18 protein-coding genes, 1 other RNA gene and 3 pseudogenes are annotated in these 21,134 nt (G+C 37.1%); 10 read left to right on the top strand and 12 right to left on the bottom strand.

The features are described 5' to 3' along the window. Positions 1–58 precede the first annotated feature (58 nt). The 7 genes and pseudogenes from xseB to Q0K76_RS00345 form a co-directional block, all read left to right on the top strand. Positions 59–304, top strand: coding sequence for an exodeoxyribonuclease VII small subunit (xseB, locus tag Q0K76_RS00375; RefSeq protein ID WP_294609527.1), 246 nt, complete (start codon positions 59–61; stop codon positions 302–304). Further along, on the top strand, positions 294–1,166 hold the full coding sequence (ispA, locus tag Q0K76_RS00370; RefSeq protein WP_363322350.1) for a (2E,6E)-farnesyl diphosphate synthase: 873 nt from the start codon (positions 294–296) through the stop codon (positions 1,164–1,166). Before xseB ends, ispA begins: the two co-directional genes overlap by 11 nt. Before the next feature lie 27 nt (positions 1,167–1,193). Continuing rightward, positions 1,194–3,050, top strand: a complete 1,857-nt coding sequence (gene dxs / locus Q0K76_RS00365; protein ID WP_294609521.1) for a 1-deoxy-D-xylulose-5-phosphate synthase — start codon at positions 1,194–1,196, stop codon at positions 3,048–3,050. 7 nt (positions 3,051–3,057) lie between these two features. Continuing rightward, positions 3,058–3,342 (top strand): cell division protein ZapA, encoded by a 285-nt coding sequence (zapA, locus tag Q0K76_RS00360; RefSeq protein ID WP_294609518.1) that lies wholly within the window; start codon positions 3,058–3,060, stop codon positions 3,340–3,342. 65 nt (positions 3,343–3,407) lie between these two features. Beyond that, positions 3,408–3,589, top strand: a non-coding RNA gene (gene ssrS / locus Q0K76_RS00355) — 6S RNA. Positions 3,590–3,615: 26 nt separating this feature from the next. Then, entirely contained in the window at positions 3,616–4,161 is a 546-nt protein-coding gene (locus tag Q0K76_RS00350) for a 5-formyltetrahydrofolate cyclo-ligase (RefSeq protein ID WP_294609514.1), read from the top strand. Between the two features lie 238 nt (positions 4,162–4,399). Continuing rightward, positions 4,400–4,543: pseudogene (locus Q0K76_RS00345) on the top strand (catalase); the annotation flags it as partial. A 121-nt stretch (positions 4,544–4,664) separates the two neighbouring features. Here the strand turns inward: Q0K76_RS00345 and Q0K76_RS00340 are convergent. The 3 genes and pseudogenes from Q0K76_RS00340 to Q0K76_RS00330 form a co-directional block, all read right to left on the bottom strand. Further along, positions 4,665–5,063 carry a GNAT family N-acetyltransferase gene (locus Q0K76_RS00340; RefSeq protein ID WP_294609511.1) on the bottom strand — a complete coding sequence of 133 codons (399 nt, stop codon included), beginning with the start codon at positions 5,061–5,063 and terminating at the stop codon, positions 4,665–4,667. A gap of 70 nt (positions 5,064–5,133) precedes the next feature. Then, positions 5,134–5,408 (bottom strand): annotated as a pseudogene (locus Q0K76_RS12955) (DUF1778 domain-containing protein). A gap of 250 nt (positions 5,409–5,658) precedes the next feature. After that, positions 5,659–6,996, bottom strand: coding sequence for a hypothetical protein (locus tag Q0K76_RS00330; RefSeq protein WP_294609505.1), 1,338 nt, complete (start codon positions 6,994–6,996; stop codon positions 5,659–5,661). Positions 6,997–7,569: 573 nt separating this feature from the next. Here Q0K76_RS00330 and Q0K76_RS12950 point away from each other — a divergent pair. Next, positions 7,570–8,084: pseudogene (locus tag Q0K76_RS12950) on the top strand (catalase); the annotation flags it as partial. A gap of 70 nt (positions 8,085–8,154) precedes the next feature. Here the strand turns inward: Q0K76_RS12950 and Q0K76_RS00315 are convergent. From Q0K76_RS00315 to purH, 5 genes are all read right to left on the bottom strand, one after another. After that, positions 8,155–8,784, bottom strand: a complete 630-nt coding sequence (locus tag Q0K76_RS00315; RefSeq protein ID WP_294609497.1) for a hypothetical protein — start codon at positions 8,782–8,784, stop codon at positions 8,155–8,157. 13 nt (positions 8,785–8,797) lie between these two features. Further along, entirely contained in the window at positions 8,798–9,547 is a 750-nt protein-coding gene (rlmB, locus tag Q0K76_RS00310) for a 23S rRNA (guanosine(2251)-2'-O)-methyltransferase RlmB (protein ID WP_294609494.1), read from the bottom strand. After that, on the bottom strand, positions 9,548–11,932 hold the full coding sequence (gene rnr, locus Q0K76_RS00305) for a ribonuclease R (RefSeq protein ID WP_294609491.1): 2,385 nt from the start codon (positions 11,930–11,932) through the stop codon (positions 9,548–9,550). Between the two features lie 276 nt (positions 11,933–12,208). Further along, a complete protein-coding gene (gene purD, locus Q0K76_RS00300; RefSeq protein ID WP_294609488.1) occupies positions 12,209–13,498 on the bottom strand; it encodes a phosphoribosylamine--glycine ligase in 1,290 nt (429 codons plus the stop codon). A 116-nt stretch (positions 13,499–13,614) separates the two neighbouring features. Next, a complete protein-coding gene (gene purH / locus Q0K76_RS00295) occupies positions 13,615–15,207 on the bottom strand; it encodes a bifunctional phosphoribosylaminoimidazolecarboxamide formyltransferase/IMP cyclohydrolase (RefSeq protein ID WP_294609485.1) in 1,593 nt (530 codons plus the stop codon). Between the two features lie 221 nt (positions 15,208–15,428). On the opposite strand from purH, the gene Q0K76_RS00290 reads away from it, so the two are divergent. Further along, complete coding sequence (locus Q0K76_RS00290; RefSeq protein WP_294609482.1) at positions 15,429–15,740, top strand: hypothetical protein; 312 nt, start codon at positions 15,429–15,431, stop codon at positions 15,738–15,740. A gap of 41 nt (positions 15,741–15,781) precedes the next feature. Further along, positions 15,782–16,450 carry a hypothetical protein gene (locus Q0K76_RS00285; protein WP_294609479.1) on the top strand — a complete coding sequence of 223 codons (669 nt, stop codon included), beginning with the start codon at positions 15,782–15,784 and terminating at the stop codon, positions 16,448–16,450. 167 nt (positions 16,451–16,617) lie between these two features. On the opposite strand, the gene era is transcribed toward Q0K76_RS00285, so the two are convergent. From era to lepA, 4 genes are read right to left on the bottom strand one after another with little or no spacing between them, the layout of a single operon-like run. Further along, positions 16,618–17,523, bottom strand: a complete 906-nt coding sequence (gene era / locus Q0K76_RS00280) for a GTPase Era (RefSeq protein ID WP_294609477.1) — start codon at positions 17,521–17,523, stop codon at positions 16,618–16,620. Next, complete coding sequence (gene rnc / locus Q0K76_RS00275) at positions 17,520–18,194, bottom strand: ribonuclease III (RefSeq protein ID WP_294609474.1); 675 nt, start codon at positions 18,192–18,194, stop codon at positions 17,520–17,522. Before rnc ends, era begins: the two co-directional genes overlap by 4 nt. Positions 18,195–18,205: 11 nt before the next feature. Further along, entirely contained in the window at positions 18,206–19,207 is a 1,002-nt protein-coding gene (gene lepB / locus Q0K76_RS00270; RefSeq protein ID WP_294609471.1) for a signal peptidase I, read from the bottom strand. Positions 19,208–19,227: 20 nt separating this feature from the next. Then, complete coding sequence (gene lepA, locus Q0K76_RS00265; RefSeq protein WP_294609468.1) at positions 19,228–21,024, bottom strand: translation elongation factor 4; 1,797 nt, start codon at positions 21,022–21,024, stop codon at positions 19,228–19,230. Positions 21,025–21,134: the final 110 nt, after the last annotated feature.

Here is a 21,134-nt window from a genome sequence, read left to right as displayed (position 1 = left end):
TTGATTCACCGTTAAACAAAATGCGTGTATACTTATCCAGTACCAAGAGGAATACCATATGGCCAAAAAACAAGATAAAGAACCAAGTTTTGAAGAGACACTTAAGCAACTCGAAACTATTGTTGCTCAATTAGAGGGGGGAGACTTACCGCTTGATGAAGCATTAAATGAATTTGAAAAAGGGGTCAAATTAGCTCGTTCAGGTCAAAAACAATTACAACAGGCAGAACAGCGTATTCAAATTTTATTATCCGAAAATAGCGATGCCGAATTATCTGAATTTTTAATTGATAATGATGAATAGCTTAAAACCGTTACAACAGCGGATTGACACTTTTTTAGCGACATTTATTTCGCAATATCCTGAATGCAAACTACAGCAAGCGGTAAGTTATAGCTTACTTGCAGGAGGTAAGCGCATTCGACCTATTTTGGTCTATTTAACCGGCCAAATATTTAATTGTCCATTATCCAAACTTGATGAACCAGCAGCTGCGATTGAAGCAATTCATACTTATTCGCTAATTCATGATGATTTACCTGCTATGGATAATGATGATTTACGACGCGGGAAACCAACTTGTCATATTCAATTTGGCGAAGCTGAAGCTATTTTAGCCGGAGATGCATTACAAAGTTTAGCTTTTACATTATTATCAGAAAGCCAATTAATTGATAATCAATCTAAAATTAATTTGATTATCGAACTAGCTAAAGCTAGTGGGCTTGCAGGAATGTGCTTAGGACAATCACTTGATTTACAAGCCGAACACCAAACAATTAGCCTTGAACAATTACAGCAAATTCATTGTCATAAAACAGGAGCTTTAATCAAATCAGCCATACGCTTAGGCGCAATAACTAGTGGTGATATTGCCAAACCTTATTATCATGCGCTAGATAACTATGCTCAGGCAATTGGACTGGCTTTCCAAATTCAGGATGATATTTTAGATATCACTGGGGAACAAGCAATAATGGGCAAACCGCAAGGGTCTGATATTATGCATGAAAAAAGTACTTATCCGGCATTAATTGGACTAGATAATGCCATCAAAATGACGCAACAACTTTATCAACAAGCTATCGCTAGTCTTGAACAAATACCCTATAATAGTAGGTCATTACGCGATCTTGCAAGTTACATCATAAATCGAAATAGTTAACAAATAACTAACAGACAAATTTACATAATGAATTTAGATAATTACCCTTTGTTAAAACAAATAAACTCACCAGAGGATTTAAGGCGTTATCCTCTATCGCAGTTGTCGACCATTTGTCGTGAACTTAGGCAATTTTTATTGACATGTGTAAGTCAATCAAGCGGTCATTTGGCATCAGGACTTGGTGTGGTTGAATTAACTACTGCACTACATTATGTCTATCAAACCCCATTAGATAAAATTATTTGGGATGTTGGTCATCAGGCTTACCCACATAAAATATTAACAGGTCGTCGTGATCAAATGCTTACCATTCGGCAAAAAGGGGGATTACACCCCTTTCCACACCGAAGTGAAAGTGAATATGATGTATTAACTACTGGTCATTCCTCTACCTCTATCAGTGCTGCCTTGGGGATCGCAATTAGCGAACAACAAAAACGCTCTGGGCATAAAGTCGCCGCGGTAATTGGCGATGGCGCTTTAACCGCAGGTATGGCATTTGAGGCCATGAACCATGCTGGACATATAAAACCCGATATGTTAGTCATTGTGAATGATAATGATATGTCCATTTCTGAAAATACTGGGGCACTGAATCAACATTTAACCCAGATTTTATCGAGTAGAACCTATGCTTCGTTACGCGAAAGTAGCAAACGAGTACTATCGAATATTCCTCCTTTAAAAGAGTTATTAAAAAAGACTGAAGAGCATTTAAAAGGTTTAGTTACACCAGCAATTTTATTTGAAGAACTCGGATTTAACTATATAGGGCCTATTGATGGTCATGATATTGAAAATCTGGTTATCACTTTACAAAAAATTCGTCAATTAAAAGGCCCGCAATTATTACATGTCATTACTCAAAAAGGGAAAGGGTATGCCCCTGCTGAAAAAAATCCTACATTATGGCATGGTGTACCTAAATTTAATCCAGTTGATGGTATAATTCCTTCGGTAAAGAAAGTGGTACCGACTTATTCCCAAGTTTTTGGGGATTGGCTTTGTGAAATGGCTGAACAGGATAAGCGTTTAGTTGCTATTACACCAGCCATGGGTGAAGGTTCTGGCATGACCAAGTTTGCCAGCCGTTTTCCAGATCGCTTTTTTGATGTTGCTATTGCTGAGCAACATGCAGTGACACTGGCAACGGGTTTTGCTATTAGTGGCTTAAAACCGATTGTCGCTATTTATTCGACATTTTTACAACGGGCGTACGACCAAGTGATCCATGATATAGCTATTCAAAATTTACCCATATTATTAGCTATCGACAGGGCTGGGATTGTTGGTGCTGATGGTGAAACGCATCAAGGTGCTTTTGATCTTAGCTTTTTACGCTGTATACCTAACTTTATCATTATGACACCAAGTGATGAAAACGAATGTCGACAAATGCTCTATACTGGTTATTTACATAATGGCCCTGCTGCGGTGCGTTATCCTCGTGGTGATGGAATGGGTGTAACATTAATGCCGTTAACTACTATTCCAATAGGGCAAGCTAAAATTTGTCGAGAAGGTAACACGATTGCTTTACTAAATTTTGGCGCATTGCTTTCAGAAGTTTTACAAGCTGCTGAACAACTTAATGCTACAGTAATTGATATGCGATTTGTTAAACCGTTAGATACAAAACTGCTTTTGCAGATTAGCCAAACACATACTATACTTGTCACTATTGAAGAAAATAGTATCCAAGGTGGCGCAGGTAGCGCGGTATGTGAATTTTTATTATCGAAAAAAATAAAATGTGATATTTTAAATATAGGATTACCTGACAAGTTTATTTCACAAGGGTCTCAAAAGGAAATGAGAGAAGAGATGGGATTGAACTGTGAACATATTATTAATAAAATTAACGAATTTATAAATCAATAGGTTATATATGGAAACTCAAGCTGTCACTATTCAAATTTTTGGACGAACTTTAAAGTTCAATTGTCCTGTTGATGAAGTAGACGCATTAAATAATGTCGCAAAAGATTTAGATGCCCGCTTAACTAACTTACGCCAAAAATTACCTCAAATAAGTAGTGAACAACTCATCATGACTGCTGCACTAAATATTTCCTATGAACTTGCCAAAGAAAAAGAAAAAAGTGAAGAGTTCAGCAATCGATTAAAAATGCTTCAACAGTTACTTGATTCTGCTTTAAATACCAGCAACTAACACTTTAATTTGTAAAATTACGAAAAACGGTATTGTATCATTTTCTAAATTTTGTATTATTATAACAACCTCTGAGATGTTCGCGATGCGGGTTAGTCCCCTGAGCCGATATTCTAAACTTCAGAACGGTGTGATTTTCAATTGGTGTGTATGCCTTATTGATAAGGAAACCTAAAAATTGAAACACGATGTTCACCTTGAACCTTGGGTTCAAGGGTTACGACCCCAACGACATCTTGGAGTGTTTTATCTTACTGCTAACAGTGATGAGAGATGAATATTCGAAACATCATTCGCCAAAAAAGACGAGAACTATCTTTAGCTGAACGTCAAATTGCACAGCAAATTATCTATCAACAAATTGCAAATCATCCAGCCGTTCAATCAGCTAATAACATAGCGATTTTTTTATCATTTGATGGCGAAGTGAATACCAAACCTATTATTGAATTTCTCTGGCAACAACATAAATCAGTCTACTTACCCGTCATTCATCCTTTTGTACCAAACCATCTACTGTTTCTAAATTACACCCCTCAAACGCCATTAGTTAACAATCAATTCGGTATACCAGAACCAGCTTTAAATGTACTAAATGTTATTCCCGTTCATCATTTAGATATTATCTTTACACCATTAGTTGCCTTTGATGCAAGAGGTTATAGAATGGGAATGGGAGGCGGATTTTACGATCGTATGTTAGCAAATTATCAAGTTCAGCAAATCTTACCAATTGGACTGGCCTTTGCTTGTCAACAAGTGGAAAAGATAGCAAATAATCCTTGGGATATTTGTTTGCCAGAAATTATTTATGCTTAAATTTGATATCAAATAAAAAAATGGATTTTGTTATTAATGCGCGTATTTATGCGAATAAATAACAAATAACCAAGTTTTTTCGATAATATTAATTTTTAAATGTGAAAATCGAATATTATTGATATTATTCTTGTAAATTAACATATAATTTCATACATTATATTTGTTATTACCGTCGTTTCTTTTTTCCACGCTCTACAGTCCTATATCTTTGTCTTAGGGACTAATTATTCGGGTATTTGATGTCACTAAGGTTTGGTCAAAAAAACAATACCCACTAATAGAAGTGGGTGTGATGGAGTTAAACCGCAATGTGCAAAACTATTTTGCTGAAGTAGAACAATCAGCATTTGAACCTAGTAACGTGGTGCCCGGACGCGGAATCGAAGATGTGAGTGGAAACCTTGTGGTTACTGGATTTTAAATATTTAGATGAAAAATATACCCATATTTGTACCCATAAATTGAGCCACTTTAAAAATGTACAATTAAGCTCAATTTTATTACCATAAAGAGATTAGCATTGTTCTTTCCTGAATCCCAGAATCAACAAATCCAAATTTAATATAAAACGCATTGGCTTCATCTGTTAAGCTATGTACCAATAGTGCTCTAGAACCAACTTGTTTAGAGACTTCTTTCGAGCGTAATATAACATCTTTTAATAATGCCGCACCTAATCCTTTTGCTTTGTAATTTTTATCAATAGCTAAACGGCCTAAGATAATAACCGGAATAGGATTGGGCATATTGCGCTTAAATCTACCCAATGTTAGTTGTCGATGTTGGATACTACCAGTTGATAAACAATAAAAGCCGATTACTTTGTTATTGTCACAAATCACAAATGTACGGCAAGCTCCACTTTTTTGATTTTTTTTAAGGATTTTTTCTTCAACCATTCATTCAAAGACAACTCTTCACAATCAAATGACGCAAAATCATGATGTTCATTCAATAAGTGCGGCGCTTCTATTTTTCCCATGGTGACTTTCGCGACAATAAAGCTTGAATTTTTTCATTACTATCAAAAGAGGCTTCTATTGCATGATTGAAGGCATTTATCTGTTCATCGTCGATTAAAAAAGACGCTGATCAAGCAAAACATCTTCAGCCTTTGAGCAAACTGTTTCTAAAATAAAATCAGTGCGTGATTTAGATAGTAAATGCGCTGCAATATCAATCAATTCTTTTTGGGATGCCTTAGCTCTAATATTAATAGACGATTTTTTGGTTTCAGTTCTCATTTTAATTACTGTTTTTTAATTAAGTATGAAAGTACTGTAGTATATATTGTATATTAAATTGATATACAAGTGAAATAGTATTAAAAATCAAAGAAATAATTAAATAGCATAAACGCCAGTGTGTATAAAACACTAAAACAAGCAGCACGGTTTTCTACGTTAGTTGTGTACTAAGTTTGAGGGTATTTACACTCTTGTTGCTTAACTTTTATTACCCCTTATTAAACGCCCACGACTTAAGGACTAAGAACTAAGGATAGGTGCAAACCCCGTCGTAGCTGTGGCCGGGGTAGTTGCTGCTAACGTGGCCGTTGTACGAGTAGACAGCGAACTGGTCCAAATCGTTGCGGTCGCTTGTCCAGTAGCTAGAGTTGGCGAAGCCAGCAGCGGTATAACGGCCCATGTTGCCCCATTCGGTGAACAAACCAGCTCCGATATTACGCTGGTAAGTATTAACCGTTGATAACGGCGTCGCGCCATCTATACCATTAACACATGGAAAGGAGCTATCCACACCACACTTGGCGTTAGTTAAATCTTTGACCTGTGGCATACGATATCCGCCGCCTATATTTGAACACCAAGATGAGTGGTTATAATAGGTATCATATTTACTTCCGCGGTTGACGAACCACTGCTTTAAGACAAAGCCATATTTTATTACCGCTTTATTATTACTATCATAACCCACTAACTCGAAGGTTTGTGGTAAGGTGGGAGTAGCAACACTACCCGGTGATGCTGAATTAATTTGGGCTGATGTTGCCGCCGGACCAGTGAGGGTGACGCGCACCGAAGAAGCGCCATCAGGGTTAAAAGAATTATCTTCAGGTGGATTGAACGTCATAGTGGCAGTAATACCTCCCTGAGTGACGGCTGGCCAAGTTAATGTTGCAGCATCAATACCCCCTGCCAGTAAATCAAAATGCAGATTATTAGCCCCGGTAGTCGGGAAGTTACGACTGTAACTTGATGACTCAGTTGATTGCACCAGGAAGCCTTTAGTTGGGCTCCAGATATCGGCAGGGCCGGCGTTGTCACCAACGCCATCGTTCAGACTCGGCCTAACTGAACAGATTTTAGGTACGGCTTTAGGACTGATATAATAGGTGGCAGTACTACCACTGAAACTACTACTATTGGGCAACCCATACTGGGTGGTTAAACTACCAGCTGTACTGGTTAGTACCATTTTATAAGGTGCATTACATAAATCTAAGGTGGCACTACGACTAACTGCCTGATTTATCTTATTGGTAATACTCACGCTTAATCTACCCGAAACAGTAATACCATTGGCACCCTGACCATCTCCATCATCATCACCCCAATAATTATATGGTGCACCAATCAAGTCCTTTAAGTTTATGGAGTTAGTGGTAGTAGGTACCAGCATACCAATATCGGCGAAACTCTGATTGTCCTCAGGGAGCCGTATTGGATTGCCTGCCGTTGAGGTATTGGTTGCCGGAGTAATACGAGTATCATCGGATAGCGTAATGCCCAATAGACCTTCTGTAGTCGTGACTTTAGTTACTCCATTATCAAAGGTTAAATAAGGCGCACTACCATGAATTTGCCCTGCCATAGTAGACGACAACGCTTGGGTATTTACCGAGTAAGATAATAAGGGTACTAAGATTAAAGATAATTTAGATAAATGTTTTGAAGCCCAACTTAATCTTGATAAGTAGTAATTAGGAAATTTTAAAACGTAGGTTTGCCAGTGCTGGTGTCTGGTGTCTGGTGTCTAAAATTATACTGCATTTTCCCTTGCTCTGTCAATTATTTTATTGTTTTATAACACATTTTTATGCTTGTCTGCTTACATACTAAACTAAATCTATTTCTAACCGTTAAAAGTATAACAAACTTAAAAAATTTGACTACTGTTTTAATTTAAAAATTTATAAAGAATAAAAGACTATTCAAGTAAAGTGAATAAATATAAATAAGTAATTTCTCTTAATCCTTGCCAATAAAGGCTTTAAAGCCAATTTATGGATACACGCCATTATCGAACCAAATGTATCCACTTTTTAACTTGATTTGGGTTGATTTTGGTTGATGTCAGTTGACAAAGAAAAATCATTGCAAGGCTTATCTGCAAAGGCTTTAGGCATAAAAAAACCTGCTTGAAACAGGTCTTAGAATTTGGTGATTGGTGCCCGGCACCGGACTTTCACCTGATAAAATGTTACAGGGTCGTATTTTTGCTTATGCCGATGCCCATCGTTACCATCGTTACCGTATTGGCACAAATTACCAACAATTACCGATTAATGCCCCAAAATGTCTGGTACATAATTATCAACGCGATGGGGCGATGCGTTTTTATAGTCCTGATAATGCCCCTAACTATGAACCTAATAGCGTGGACAATGCCCCAAACAACAACCTCAATTTGCCGAACCGCCGCTAACGGTTCCGACAGGCACCATCGATCGCCATGATCATCGTGTGGATGAGGATTATTATTCACAGCCGCGTGCCCTGTTCAATCTAATGAATGCAGAACAAAAACAATTATTGATTGATAATATTATTGGTTCAATGAAAAATGTTGATCATGATATTCAAATTAGGCAGCTAAAACACTTTTATAACGTTCATCCTGATTATGGACAAGGCATAGCTCAAGGATTTGGCATCGATATTGAGTTAATCAAAAGCTAATGACTAAAATAATTCTGCCGATTAATTATAGTCGGCATGTTAATTAAATAATCAGCATGCAGCAAACCTATTATTGCTTTTTTTTATTCTTGCCTAATTTTTTCAAAATCACTGTCATTAATGGACGATGACATTTATAAATCATATAGGGTGGGAGCATAACTAGCTCGGCTATTGGTACAGTCCATATTGGAATTTCGGTATTTTGTGGATGTTTATCATCTATTGGTGTATCAATTGTGAATAACTCGGTATTAGCGAAAAGTTGTTGCTTTTTAGCTATATCATTATCATCTGCATCACCAAGCATGTTACAACTATCTAAAACCTCTTGGGCAAAAATGTCAGGCCAATTTTTTTCGATTACATATTTAGGCGTAATTACATCAGAAGTATGCCGTAACATATCGCGAAAAAGTAACAAATAAACCATTTGTACATTTCGCCCTGATAACTTGGCTAGCTGTTCATCAGAAAGTGCATTATTGATAACACTTGGTCCCCATTTAAACAATAGTGTTTCTTTATACATTTTTACAATGGGTTGGATTGATTTGTATTGAACTTTTACCAAATTATCAATTTCCCGCGATAATTGCATAGTCGGATACCCCACATGATTACGTCCATTCAGATCGCGTTCAGATAATTGTTCATCATCTGATTTTTTAGGTAAAATTTTTTTCAGCAATCCTAGCATTTCATCTTCCTTATTATCTGTTTTTTTGCCGTACTATTTCAAATAAGCAAATTCCCGTTGCTACTGATACATTAAGGGATGACACCATGCCCGCCATAGGGATACTCACTAATTCATCACAATGTTCCTTAGTTAAGCGGCGCATACCTTCACCTTCCGCCCCCATAACTAAGGCCAGCGGTATTGATTGTGTTTTATAAAAATCGGTTTGATAAAGTGTTTTATCCGCTTCACCGGCAGTACCCACAATCCAAACTTGAAACTCATCTTGTAACATGCGCATAGCGCGTGCCAAATTGGTCACTCGAACTACTGGCACACTTTCAGTCGCGCCACAGGCCACCTTTTGGGCAGTCGAATTGAGTGGTGCCGAACGATCTTTAGGGACAATGATAAAATCAACCCCAGCGGCATCGGCGGTACGAATACAAGCTCCTAAGTTATGCGGATCAGTCACACCATCTAAAATTAAAATAACTGGCTGTTTGCTTTGTTGCATAAGCAATGGAATATCGTTTTCTTGATAGCCGCGATTCTCTTTTACTAATGCTAAAATACCTTGATGCACACCATTGCGCGTTTTTTCATCTAACCATTGGCGATTGGTCACTTTAACGGGTAAACCGAGTTGTTCAAGTTCCTGTACAACCGCTACAAGACGTTTGTCTTCCCGGCCTTTAGCGATAAATACTTCAATAATTCTTTCTGGTGCACGCGCAAGTAATGCCTCAACCGCGTGGATCCCATAAACTGTTTCGCTCATCTATTTTTTACTCTTTGACTTTTTTTTACTTAATTTGGTTTTTACGCGTTTTTTATTTTTGCTTTTGCTGTTAGTTTTACTGCCTGCTTTTATATTTTTTAGTTTAGTGGTTGAATTACTTTTACGTTTCATAACAGCATCAACATTATTCTTATTGACATTTTGTTTGTTTTTATCTTTTTCCGTTTTACCTTGACGTTGTGGTTTGTTATTACTATCAATTAATGAGAAATCAATTTTGCGCTCTTCTGGATTGACATTATCTACTTTCACTTTCACTTTATCACCTAAACGGTAACTAAAATGCGTATTTTCACCTAGTAAACGGTTGCGTGAAGCATCAAAACTATAATAGTCATTTTCCAACGATGACACATGTACCAGTCCATCTATAAACAGGTCATCAAGGCGCACAAAAAAGCCAAAATTAACCACACTAGAGATGGTGCCGTTAAAAACTTCGCCAACATGATCTTGCATATAATCACATTTGAGCCAATCAACAACATCCCGAACCGCCTCGTCAGCACGACGTTCAGTCATTGAACAATGTTCACCAAAATACAGCATCTCGCTGGTATTATAACGGTGGCCACCGGTTTTACTGGTCTTATGTTTTTCATTAGCCAACACCCATTTAATCGCTCGATGTAATAATAAATCCGGATAACGACGAATTGGGGAGGTGAAATGCGCATATTCATCTAACGCCAAACCAAAATGCCCGCGATTTTCAGGATCATATATCGCTTGCCTCATTGATCGTAAAATAACGGTTTGTAGCATATCGCAATCTGGGCGAGTTTCTACAGTTTGCATTAATTGCGCGACATCTTTAGGTTGAGGTTTAGCCCTACCATTAAGTGTTAACCCTAATTCACTTAGTATATTACGTAAATTGTTCATACGTTCTTCATCCGGCCTATCATGGACGCGGAATAGAGAAGGTATCTCGGCATTGATGACTAACTTAGCTGCAGCAACATTGGCTAAAATCATGCATTCTTCAATAATTTTATGCGCATCATTACGCTCAGCCATTTCTATACTTTCGATACGTTTATCAGCATTAAATATAAATTTCGGCTCTTGCGATTCAAAAGCAATAGCACCACGCACCACACGCGCTTTATCGAGTACTTTATATAATCCATATAGGTTTTCAAGATGTGGGACTAAATCATGGTAATGTTGACGTAATTCCTCGTCCCCTTGTAAGATTTTGGCCACTTTAGTGTAAGTTAAACGCGCATGCGAGTTCATTACCGCTTCATAAAATTGATAACCAGTCAAACGACCTTTATTAGACACGGTCATCTCACAAACTAAACATAAGCGATCAACTTGTGGATTTAAAGAACAAAGGCCGTTAGATAATACTTCTGGCAACATTGGAATAACTCGAGATGGGAAATAAACTGATGTCCCTCGTGCACAAGCTTCTTTATCTATCGCTTTACCCGGTCTGACATAATAACTTACATCAGCAATAGCGACCCAGAGGCGGTAACCGCCACCACGATTTTTTTGGCAAAACACAGCGTCATCAAAATCACGCGCGTCTTCGCCATCAATAGTAACTAGTGGTATATCTCGTAGATCCTTACGCCCTTTTTTGGCACTTTCTGGTACTTGTTCGGTGAATTTACTGGCTTCTTTTTCTACAAGTTTAGGAAATTCATAAGGGATCTCATGATTACGCAACGCGATATCAATGGCTAAATTGGTTCCCATTATTTCGCCAAGTACTTCTTTAATTATGCCTACTGCTTTTTGACGGTGCTCTGGCCGTTGTTGTAATTCAATGACCACCACCGAGCCCATGCGCACAGTGCGTTTTGGTTTACCTGCCACTAAAATGTCAAAATTTAAGCGACTATCATCCGGTACAACAAAGCCAACACCTTGTTCAATAAAATATCGTCCTACAATCTGATTGCTACGCGGTTCTAAAATGCGCACCACTCGCGCTTCTGTTTTACCGCGATATTGGCTGCCTATCGGCTGCGCTAAAATAACATCACCTTGTAATACCTTTTTCATCTGTTCAGGCGATAAATAGTAATCCTCTGGCTTACCTTCAACTCGTAAAAAGCCAAAACCGTCACGGTGGGCAATGACACTGCCTTTCACCATATCAAATTTTTCAGGTAAGGCATAACACTTACGCCGAGTAAATACCACTTGACCATCTCGCTCCATTGCACGTAAGCGACGATGTAATGCCTCTTTTTGTTCGTCACTGTTGATTGACATCGCTTGAGCGATTTTTTCTAAATTGGCGGGTTTTGCTTCTTTAGTGAGATAATCTAAAATAAGTTCTCGGCTAGCAATTGGTGACTCGTATTTTTCTGCTTCACGGTCATAAAAGGGATCTTTAATCATGAGGAATGTCCTTTGTACAAATATTAGATTAAGCATAACATAGAGTAGGCTAACTTAAAATGAACATTCAATTGATCAACTGTCGACAATTTATTTAAATAGGCAAAAATCATACTGAAACGTATACCACTCCTGAAACTTCTTTACAACAACTAAAAGAAATCTACATTACTTCATGAAGTGATTTATTATTTTTATAGTCTATTTGGGCATTGAAAAAATCATAGCGCCAAATAACACTATATGTTATTAAATTAGTTATGTTCAATTAAGTAGTTAATTTTGTTTTTCCCTTTCAATCGCACGATAGCCAATATCATGACGGTAAAAACAATCATGCCAATAAATTGGTTTAATTTGTTCATAGACTCGCTGTTGGGCTTCATAAACAGTATTACCCAATGCTGTCACACAAAGTACTCTACCGCCATTGGTATATACTCGATCTTTTTCTAACCGGGTTCCGGCATGAAAGATTTTGCAATCTACGTCCGATTTGTCTGGTAATCCAATAATAACATCTTGAGTTTTATAATGACCTGGATAACCACCAGCCGCCATGACAACACCTAATGCAGGTCTTGGATCCCATTGTGATTTAATGGTATCTAATTTGCCATCAATCGCTGCCATACAAAGTTTGGCAAGATCAGACTGTAATCGCATAATGATTGGTTGAGTTTCCGGATCACCAAAACGACAATTAAATTCAATAACTTTGGGATTGCCCTCTTTGTCAATCATTAATCCTGCATATAAAAAACCGACATACACATTGCCTTCTTGTGCCATACCATTGACGGTTGGATAGATAATTTCGTCCATTACCCGAGCAAAAACTTTATCTGTAACCACCGGTGCTGGTGAATATGCCCCCATGCCACCGGTATTTAATCCGGTATCACCATCACCAACTCGTTTATGATCTTGACTGGTTGCCATAGGTTCAACATGTTTACCATCAACCATGACGATAAAACTGGCTTCTTCACCATCTAGAAATTCTTCAACAACAACTCTATGACCTGCATCACCAAATGCGTTACCAGCTAACATATCTTGCACCGCATCTTCGGCTTCTTTAAGCGTTGTCGCCACTATTACACCTTTACCGGCGGCTAATCCATCAGCTTTGATAACAATTGGCGCACCTTTTTCACGAATATAAGCAATCGCAGGCGCAATTTCGGTAAAAGTTTGATATGCCGCAGTAGGAATGTTATGTCTGGCTAAAAATTCTTTAGTAAAGGCTTTAGAACCTTCTAGTTGGGCGGCAGCTTTTGAAGGACCAAATATTTTTAATCCTGCTTTTTGAAAACTATCAACCACTCCGATTACCAATGGTGCTTCTGGACCCACTACCGTAAAATCAATTTGCTGTTGTTGAGCAAAATTAAGCAATCTTGTAACATCAGTGGCATTAATATTGATATTTTCAAGAGTAGGTTCAAGTGCAGTGCCAGCATTACCTGGCGCAACATAGACTTTTGTGACTAGAGGTGATTGTGCCAATTTCCAAGCAAGTGCATGTTCACGCCCACCATTACCAATAACTAATACTTTCATACAAGATCCTTTAAATTCTTCCCCTTACAAGAGAAGGTAAATAGATAGCGTTTTATAAAACTAGGTACTGAAATTTATGTTGTTTCTTAATACCAATTAAACAAGTCATCAAAATACTAATGTCTAAAATGACGCATATGAGTAAAAATCATGGCAATATTGTGTTCATTAGCGGCTTGAATAACTTCATCATCTCGGATAGAGCCCCCTGGCTGAATGACACAAGTCACCCCTACCGCAGCTGCCGCGTCAATACCATCTCTAAATGGGAAAAAGGCATCGGAGGCAACCACAGAACCTGCCACGACTAAATTTTCATCATTGGCTTTTATACCGGCAATTTTAGCCGAATAAACCCGACTCATTTGCCCTGCACCAATACCAATTGTCATGTTATCTTTGGCATAAACAATCGCATTAGATTTGACAAATTTAGCAACCTTCCAACCAAATAATGCATCAGCAAGTTCTTTATTGGTCGGTTGGCGCTTGCTAACCACTTTCAAATCTGCTTCAGACACCATAGCTAAATCACGATCTTGAACTAACAGTCCACCATTAACACGTTTGAAATCTAAACTTTTGGTGGCTGAATTTGACCATTCGCCACATTCCAGCACCCGGACATTTTTTTTGGCGGCGGTAATAGCCAATGCTTCTTGGCTCACCGATGGTGCAATAATTACTTCAACAAATTGCTTTTCGACAATTGCCTGCGCTGTTTTGGCATCTAACATGCGATTGAAAGCAATAATACCTCCAAATGCAGAAGTAGGATCGGTTTTAAATGCATGCAAATAGGCATTTAAGATTGTATCACTGGTTGCCACACCACATGGGTTGGCATGTTTAACAATTACACAGGCTGGTTCGGTAAAGGTTTTTACGCATTCAAGTGCGGCATCAGTATCAGCAATATTATTATAAGAAAGCTCTTTACCTTGTAGCTGTTTAGCGGTGGCAATACAAGCGTCTTTTATACCCTTTTCAATATAAAAAGCTGCCGCTTGGTGAGCATTTTCACCATAACGCATATTCTGTTTTTTAATAAATTGCAGATTTAAAGTGCGCGGAAATTCACCAGCTGGCTTGTCTGTTTCACCAAAATAAGGTGGAACTAATTGACCAAAATAGTTGGCTATCATGCCATCATATTTTGCTGTGTGCTCAAAGGCTTTAATGGCTAAATTAAAACGGTATTCAAGAGAAAGGGAATTTTGATGATTATCCATCATAGCAATAATATTGGCATAATCATGACAATTAACGACAATAGCCACATCTTTATGATTTTTAGCGGCTGAACGAATCATTGTTGGTCCGCCTATATCTATATTTTCAACCGCATCTTCTAATTTGCAATCGCTTTTCGCCACGGTTTGAGCAAATGGATAGAGGTTCACAACTACCATATCAATGGGTTTAATTTGGTGTTGCTCCATGACATCATCATCAATGCCCCGTCGCCCCAAAATAGCCCCATGAATTTTTGGATGTAAAGTTTTTACACGTCCATCCATCATTTCCGGAAATCCAGTATAATCAGCCACTTCGATCACCGGAATTTGGTGTTCCATTAATAGTTTAGCTGTACCACCTGTTGAGAAAAGTTCAACATTTCGTTGAAATAACGCTTGGGCAAATTCTATTATTCCAGTTTTATCCGACACACTAAGTAAGGCTCGACGGATAGGTCGAAACTGCTGCATGAAAAGGCTCCGAAGTTAATAGTTAACATCCAATTCTAGAAAGCCAATATTATATATAAAACCGTCATCATTGTTTAGAATTAACTTATTAAAAAGATTCAAAACGCTTAAATTATAATATTGTCTTGCCGAACCAATTTCCATTAAATGTTTAATTCTCTTTTGGTTGTTATAAATTATAATATTAATGTTTAACAATACAATATTAGGGATTGATACTTATGTCGATAACATGGATATACCGATTTAGTCATCTTAAAGTATTAGCGGGTAACTTTATAAATCCTGTCAAAATATTAAGACAACTATTTATTTTTCTACTTATCTTTATTCCACTAACCCATAGCTTTGCAGAGGAAAAAGCCTACCGTAATATGACCGATCATAAGTTTTATAATCCTGAGCCCAATGATATCTATTTGTTGAATCTGGCTACTCTTGCTAAAAACGATAGTTATGGTTCCGACAATATTCTTTATGAAATTTATTTAAAGAAGTTAAATAAGATAGATGATTCAGATATTACGAATTAAATGTAGAAAAGATTAAGAAATATAATAACCTTTATGTGGGTATGAAATTAGTAAAATATACAGGCCCATGGATGATTTATGATGTTCTGGTTTCTAATATGGCTTTTACTTCATTAAAGCAGGCTAAATTAAATCTCTCTTCTTCATTGGTTTATAGCAAGCAAAATGATTTCTTTTTTCTCGGTGAGCAAATGTGCAGTTTTCGTGAAGATAATATTATTACCAATGTTATTCGTAAAACTCAAAGTAAACCAATCCCAAACCCTTATAAATATGCGTTTAAACCGATGATAAATGATATTTATATAATTGATTTAGCTAAATATGAAGCTAATAATCGTGAATACAGTGAGGAATATAGTAAAGACAATATTTATCAAAAAATAGGGTCAATAGATGGGAGAGCACCTCAAGAATTTTATGAGAAAGCGGAAAATAAAAATAAGAAAGTTTATGTTGGCATGAAGTTGACTTCATATAGTATAAAACATGATATGTATGGTTTTGCCGTTACAACAACAGGTTTTTCATCATTAAATGAAGCTAAAATTAAACTACCTTTGTTTGATTTTAATCCTTTGGATGATGATTTATGGATAGAAGGACCGAGTGTACGGAGGATGATTAATAAGAGCACTATTGTTGATAAGATTCGTGAATCTGAATATCATATAGAAAACGTTGATAAAATGGATGAAAAAGATAATTGATAGTCAATTTCGCATTATGTTTTTCAGTTGTGTGAATTTTATGTTGTAAAAATTTGGTGGTGGTTTAACTATTGCTAGTGAGTTTTATTAATCTACTAAATTCTTCACAAAGAACATCAGGTATATACAGATACCTGATTTTTTATTTTTAAGATTAGATAAGATGATTAATCATCACTGTAACCTAGGCTACGTAATGCCCGCTCATCATCAGCCCAACCGGCTTTCACTTTTACCCAAAGTTCTAAATGCACTTTGTTATCGAAGAAGGACTGCATGTCTTTACGTGCTTCAATACCAATTTTTTTGATTTTTTCGCCTTTATTGCCAATGACCATTTTCTTTTGCCCATCACGTTCAACCAAAATAAGGCCATTAATACGGTACATGCCGTTACGTTCATCAACTTTAAATTGTTCGATTTCAACCGTGACCGAATAGGGTAATTCGTCACCTAAAAAACGCATTAATTTTTCACGTATGATTTCAGATGCCATAAAACGTTGAGATCGGTCGGTAATATAATCTTCAGGAAAGTGATGCGCCCCTTCTGGCAAATGTGTTTTTACGATATCTTTGATGATTTCTATACCTTCATCTTTTTCGGCACTAATAGGGACTACATCCAGAAAATTAACTTTTTGACTAATTGCTTGAATATGTGGCAATAATTGGCTTTTATCAATAACATTATCAATTTTATTGATTACCAATAAAACAGGACATTTGCACCCTTTTAATTTATTAGCCACCATTTCATCATCATCATTCCAATGGGTACCTTCCACTACAAAAATAACCAATTCAACATCACCTATCGAGCTGCTTGCTGCTCGATTCATTAACCGGTTAATTGCTCGCTTTTCTTCAATATGTAATCCTGGTGTATCAATATAGATCACTTGGTCATTATCTTGAGTATCAATACCAATAATTCGATGGCGAGTTGTTTGCGCTTTTCGCGACGTAATAGAGATCTTTTGACCTAATAATTGATTTAATAATGTTGATTTACCGACATTTGGTCTGCCTACAATGGCAACAAATCCACAATGTTGTATTGTTTCTGTCATTTTATACCTAATTGATTTAGTGCTTCTTGAGCAGCCGCTTGCTCTGCTTTACGACGACTTAAACCCCGACCCAAATATTCATGATTATCGTTATCAATCTTGCATTGGATCAAAAACTCTTGTTCATGGTTATCACCTGTTACTTCAAGAATCAAGTAACATGGACGTTGACGGCGAATACCTTGTAAATGTTCTTGCAAACGAGTTTTGGCGTCTTTCTGTTTGATCCCTGGTTTTATCTGATCCAATCGTGACTGGTACCAAGATAAAATTAATTGGCGGATAGTTTCAATATCACTATCTAAATAGATGGCACCAATAATCGCTTCTACCGCATCAGAAATAATTGATTCGCGGCGAAATCCACCACTTTTTAATTCACCTTGACCAAGAATTAAATAATCGCCTAATTTAAAACTTTTCCCTATCACAGCTAAGGTTTGCCCACAAACTAAGGTTGCACGCATTTGGCTCAAATCACCTTCATCTTGTTTTACAAAACGGTGATAAAGTTCATCAGCTATCACAAAACTTAAAATAGAATCACCTAAAAACTCTAAGCGTTCATTATGTAATTTATTAGCACTACGATGGGTAAGTGCTAATTCAAGTAACGAAAGGTCTTTAAATTGATAACCTAATGCTTGTTGTATTTGACTAAATTTTTTCATAATAGTTGCAATTAATGTATGCCACCAATACGATTAAACCGAACACCTGTTGGCCATTCATCTGGTTGTTTTTCAAAACTCATCCAAATTGCCGTCGCTCGGCCAACAAAATTCCTTTCAGGAACAAAGCCAAAATAACGACTATCGCCACTATTATCACGATTATCGCCCATCATAAAATAATGGCCTTCTGGCACCACCCAAGTTGCAACTGGTTGGCCACTTTGCTGATAGAAGTAACGAGAATCTTCTTGCAAACCTGGTGTTATCAAAATATCGTGTTTTTTATCACCAAGTGTTTCTTGTTGTATTTGCATATTTAAAGTCACCAATGAATCAGAATCCACAATACCTTTATCAGCGTATTGCGCTAATGTATAAAAGCTAGGATTGTCTTTATATTTTTGATGTACTTCTTTCCAATTGCTTGCTTTAGGCTCAGTATAATGCAAATCCAGCGGTTCTGATTGTTGCCCCGTACAATTGACATCAGTTGTTTGACAAGCCGGATAAATAAGAATTTTCTTTTCTTTAATTAAGTAAACTATCTTATCACCTGGCATGCCCACTACTCGTTTAATTAAATCCATTTGTGGAGTACTAGGATGTTTAAAAACAGCCACATCACCACGTTGTGGGTGACCAGTAGAAATAAGCACAGTATTAGTAATTGGATCGCGTAGTCCATATGAATATTTTTGAACAACAATAAAATCACCAATTAATAAAGTTTGCATCATTGAACCTGATGGAATTTGAAATGGTTCATATAAAAATGAACGAATGACAAAAACCACAAATAAAACAGGGAAAAAAGAAGATAGACTTTCGACCCAACCTTTCGGTTTCCCTACTTCTGCAAGTACCTTTCCATCAATTTTACCATCGGTTTGTTGACGAACAGCTTCAACTTTCCGTTGTCTTGCCGGCTTCCATTTAAATTTTTCTAAAAACCAAAAAATCGCGGTAATAAATGTAGCTAGTGTTAATATGATGGCAAATGTCCCAGCCATTTTTTTTCCTCTTTAACTGATTAATCTTTTCCGACATGCAAAATTGCTAAAAACGCTTCTTGTGGTAGTTCAACATTACCTACTTGCTTCATGCGTTTTTTACCCTCTTTTTGCTTCTGTAAAAGTTTCTTTTTACGGCTAACGTCGCCACCATAACATTTGGCTAATACGTTTTTGCGTAGCTGTTTAACGGTGGAACGTGCAATAACATGATTACCAATAGCTGCTTGGATTGCGATATCAAATTGCTGACGAGGAATAAGATCTTTCATTTTTTCAACCAACTCTCGCCCACGATAAGATGCATTATCTTTATGGGTAATTAATGCCAAGGCATCAACGCGTTCACCATTAATTAGTACATCCAATCGTACCATATCAGCTACTTGGAAACGTTTAAAACTATAATCTAATGAAGCGTATCCTCTTGAAGTTGATTTTAATTTATCAAAAAAATCTAGCACAACTTCAGTCATGGGTATTTCATAAGTTAATGCAACTTGATTACCATGATAAACCATATGGGTTTGCACGCCCCGTTTTTCAACACATAAGGTGATGACATTGCCCAAATAGGTTTGTGGCACTAAAATATTACATTCCGCAATGGGTTCTCGTAATTCTTGAATATTATTTACAGCTGGTAATTTAGCTGGGCTATCTACATAAATTGTTTCGCTGGAAGTAGTAAGTACTTCGTAAACAACTGTCGGTGCTGTGGTAATCAGATCCAGATTATACTCACGTTCCAAACGTTCTTGGATAATTTCCATATGGAGTAAACCCAAGAAGCCACAACGGAAGCCAAAGCCTAATGCCCCGGAATTTTCTGGCTCATAAAATAATGATGCATCATTTAAACTCAATTTGCCTAAGGCATCACGAAAAGCCTCATAATCATCAGAGCTGGTCGGGAATAAACCAGCATAAACTTGAGGTTTTACCTTTTTAAAACCTGGCAATGGTTTGTCAGCAGGTGTCCGTGCAGATGTTAAGGTATCGCCTACTGGCGCCCCTAAAATATCTTTAATTGCACAAACTACCCAGCCAACTTCGCCACAATGTAAACAATCTTTATCCACTTGCTTTGGTGTGAAAATACCAAGACGATCGACATTATAAGTCATACCAGTACTCATTACTTTAATTTTATCGCCTTTGTTAAGTTCGCCATTTTTGATACGAATTAAAGACACAACACCTAAATAATTATCAAACCATGAATCAATAATCAGTGCTTGTAATGGTGCATTTGTGTCACCTTCTGGTGGTGGAATATCATTTACTAATTGTTCAAGTACATCTACTACACCCACGCCCGTTTTAGCTGAACAACGAACAGCATTAGTAGCATCAATACCAACGATATCTTCAATTTCTTCAGCCACTCGTTCTGGATCGGCGGCCGGTAAGTCAATTTTGTTAAGAACAGGTACAACTTCAAGGTTCATATCTAACGCGGTATAACAGTTAGCTAATGTTTGCGCTTCAACACCTTGTCCGGCATCAACAACCAGTAATGCCCCTTCACATGCCGCAAGTGAACGTGAAACTTCATACGAAAAATCGACATGCCCAGGTGTATCAATAAAGTTAAGTTGATAAGTCTGTCCATTTTTAGCATGATAATCTAAAGTAACACTTTGCGCTTTAATTGTAATGCCACGTTCACGTTCTAGATCCATTGAATCCAGCACTTGTGCTTCCATCTCGCGGTCCGAAAGTCCACCACAAATTTGAATAATACGATCTGAAAGCGTTGATTTACCATGGTCAATATGAGCAATAATTGAAAAATTGCGGATATTTTTATTCATATCAATAAATTATAATTTGTATTTTGGTTATGTACTGTTAATTATCTAAAATGTCACTGGTTACAAATTTTAAATAATCACGAAAGAAAATAATAAAGAAGCATTTTACA

The organism is uncultured Gilliamella sp. (assembly GCA_945271295.1).
Lineage (GTDB): Bacteria > Pseudomonadota > Gammaproteobacteria > Enterobacterales > Orbaceae > Gilliamella.
This window is presented reverse-complemented; position numbering and strand designations above follow the sequence as displayed.

What these genes read in the sequence shown, in the direction of transcription:
- purD (WP_294609488.1), bottom strand. Translation starts at nt 13,498, where the DNA reads ATGAAAGTATTAGTTATTGGTAATGGTGGGCGTGAACATGCACTTGCT.
- Q0K76_RS00315 (WP_294609497.1), bottom strand. Translation starts at nt 8,784, where the DNA reads ATGCTAGGATTGCTGAAAAAAATTTTACCTAAAAAATCAGATGATGAA.
- Q0K76_RS00285 (WP_294609479.1), top strand. Translation starts at nt 15,782, where the DNA reads ATGAAATTAGTAAAATATACAGGCCCATGGATGATTTATGATGTTCTG.
- era (WP_294609477.1), bottom strand. Translation starts at nt 17,523, where the DNA reads ATGACAGAAACAATACAACATTGTGGATTTGTTGCCATTGTAGGCAGA.
- lepB (WP_294609471.1), bottom strand. Translation starts at nt 19,207, where the DNA reads ATGGCTGGGACATTTGCCATCATATTAACACTAGCTACATTTATTACC.
- purH (WP_294609485.1), bottom strand. Translation starts at nt 15,207, where the DNA reads ATGCAGCAGTTTCGACCTATCCGTCGAGCCTTACTTAGTGTGTCGGAT.
- Q0K76_RS00290 (WP_294609482.1), top strand. Translation starts at nt 15,429, where the DNA reads ATGTCGATAACATGGATATACCGATTTAGTCATCTTAAAGTATTAGCG.
- zapA (WP_294609518.1), top strand. Translation starts at nt 3,058, where the DNA reads ATGGAAACTCAAGCTGTCACTATTCAAATTTTTGGACGAACTTTAAAG.
- ispA (WP_363322350.1), top strand. Translation starts at nt 294, where the DNA reads ATGATGAATAGCTTAAAACCGTTACAACAGCGGATTGACACTTTTTTA.
- rlmB (WP_294609494.1), bottom strand. Translation starts at nt 9,547, where the DNA reads ATGAGCGAAACAGTTTATGGGATCCACGCGGTTGAGGCATTACTTGCG.
- rnc (WP_294609474.1), bottom strand. Translation starts at nt 18,194, where the DNA reads ATGAAAAAATTTAGTCAAATACAACAAGCATTAGGTTATCAATTTAAA.
- dxs (WP_294609521.1), top strand. Translation starts at nt 1,194, where the DNA reads ATGAATTTAGATAATTACCCTTTGTTAAAACAAATAAACTCACCAGAG.
- rnr (WP_294609491.1), bottom strand. Translation starts at nt 11,932, where the DNA reads ATGATTAAAGATCCCTTTTATGACCGTGAAGCAGAAAAATACGAGTCA.
- Q0K76_RS00350 (WP_294609514.1), top strand. Translation starts at nt 3,616, where the DNA reads ATGAATATTCGAAACATCATTCGCCAAAAAAGACGAGAACTATCTTTA.
- Q0K76_RS00340 (WP_294609511.1), bottom strand. Translation starts at nt 5,063, where the DNA reads ATGGTTGAAGAAAAAATCCTTAAAAAAAATCAAAAAAGTGGAGCTTGC.
- lepA (WP_294609468.1), bottom strand. Translation starts at nt 21,024, where the DNA reads ATGAATAAAAATATCCGCAATTTTTCAATTATTGCTCATATTGACCAT.
- Q0K76_RS00330 (WP_294609505.1), bottom strand. Translation starts at nt 6,996, where the DNA reads ATGGCAGGGCAAATTCATGGTAGTGCGCCTTATTTAACCTTTGATAAT.
- xseB (WP_294609527.1), top strand. Translation starts at nt 59, where the DNA reads ATGGCCAAAAAACAAGATAAAGAACCAAGTTTTGAAGAGACACTTAAG.